The organism is Pseudomonas sp. NPDC089554 (assembly GCF_050280645.1).
GTDB lineage: Bacteria > Pseudomonadota > Gammaproteobacteria > Pseudomonadales > Pseudomonadaceae > Aquipseudomonas.
The window spans coordinates 1-1576 of sequence record NZ_JBNNVR010000199.1 but is presented as its reverse complement, the minus strand read 5'-3'; the positions used below and the strand labels follow the sequence as shown (position 1 = coordinate 1576).

Sequence of the window (1576 nt, the reverse complement as noted above, 5' to 3'; positions counted from 1 at the left end):
TGTAAGCGCGCGACGGGTTTGGCACCGCAAGACGCGCTGTTTGGCACCGGCAGAGCCCACGAGCCGCCCCCTCTAGCCCTTTCTGTAGCGCCAGTGACCACCTAGGCGGACGCCAGACCACATGAGCCATGCACGCCAGCGCGCTACGCCACTGGAGCACAGCGCATTGCGGAATACCTGGTCAGCCGCCTTCCTGTCCAGTTGCCCAGCACCGCCGACCGAGTAGAGCCAGTCGTGGATGGTCGCGGCTGCATCGCCGTAGCCCACAACGCTCGCATAGAGCGCCAGGGCGCCATAGCCAGCACACCCAATCATCGCCCCAGTCTCTGGCCAAAACCAGCCGACAACCAAGCTTATGGCCAGCAGGCTCAGTGCAATTGTCCGCATCGGTTTCACGCTCGCGAAATCCGTTTCAAAGCCCATGGGAACCTGTACGGCACCGTGTTGCGGGTCTTGGTAAATGAATCCTCCCTGGAGCCGCGCACGGCTCCCACGGATCGACAGGTCAACGCGCAACGGCAGCGGGAAGTGATCCATTACGGCCACCATTTATCGTCTGCGTAGTCCTCTGGGATCGATTCCATGTCCTTGAGCTGGCGACCCACCATGATCAATGCTTGCTTGCGCTGGGCCGCCGTCTTTCCGAATTCGACGACAGTTTGGGCGTCCATGGGGACCAGGGAGTTGTCGCTCGCGATCCACACGAAATCTTCGCTGGGGTCTGACCAGCGCAGGTCATCTGGCTGCGCTCCTGACATCATGGCCATAAAGCCCAACTGGGCGGCCCCAGCGATGTTCTCGCGATCCGTAGCACGACTCTGAAACATAACCCCCTGAAAGACGATGCCTGAGTCGATTCGGCGATCACGCTCAGCATCCACGCTGGCGGGAGAAACCACGGCCTGCAAGGCAGGCGGTGCGTCAGAGAAATACTCATCCTCCCCAACGTCATCACGGGATGACACCCCCCGATACGCAGTCTCATCGATCTTCACCGCATAGCTCATACGTTGTCCTCATAGCCCAAGCATCGAATGTTGAAGTCAGCGGCGTTTGCCGCGCAGTAAATATTCCGCGATGGACCGACAACGAGTCGCGACATAGACCGCCAGAAGTCGACCGCTGAAGCCGAGGTCGATGCATTGCTCACGATTGGCGGCGGGTTTGTGGCGCTGTTGTAGGCACCATAGGCGTTGGTATCAGCCACCTGATAGGTGGCTCCCGAGCTGAAAGACCATGCAAAGAAGTCTACGACCGATGCGGTTGGCGGAATGAATGGATCGACGCTTACAGCGGCCCAGACGGGAGTAGCGACGTTGCCTAGAACCCCACCCGCCATCGTTGGCAGCGATGGGGTGTTGCCCCCGGCGGCGACGATGTATCGCACTTGCCGCCCGACTTGCAGGAACGACAAAGGGTATTTGTTCGTCCCGTCAGTGCGAGCCCAACTCACACGCGCTTTATGGGTATATCCCGCTGGGAGCGAGGGGTTCGTGGCACTCAGCGAAAGCAGCCCTGCCACTCCGACCGAGCCGCCCCAAATAACCCAGACACTGCACCACGCGTTGACGGGTAT

2 protein-coding genes and 1 pseudogene are annotated in these 1576 nt (G+C 60.3%); all 3 read right to left on the bottom strand.

What is annotated here, in order from left to right; genetic code table 11:
* Window positions 1–72: 72 nt before the first annotated feature.
* Window positions 73–537, bottom strand: coding sequence for a DUF1353 domain-containing protein (locus tag ACQKPE_RS26515; protein WP_427669645.1), 465 nt, complete (start codon window positions 535–537; stop codon window positions 73–75).
* Complete coding sequence (locus tag ACQKPE_RS26510) at window positions 537–1007, bottom strand: hypothetical protein (protein ID WP_427669643.1); 471 nt, start codon at window positions 1005–1007, stop codon at window positions 537–539. The genes ACQKPE_RS26515 and ACQKPE_RS26510 overlap by 1 nt, the downstream gene beginning before the upstream one ends.
* Window positions 1004–1576: pseudogene (locus ACQKPE_RS26505) on the bottom strand (hypothetical protein); the annotation flags it as partial. The pseudogene ACQKPE_RS26505 and the gene ACQKPE_RS26510, both read right to left, overlap by 4 nt.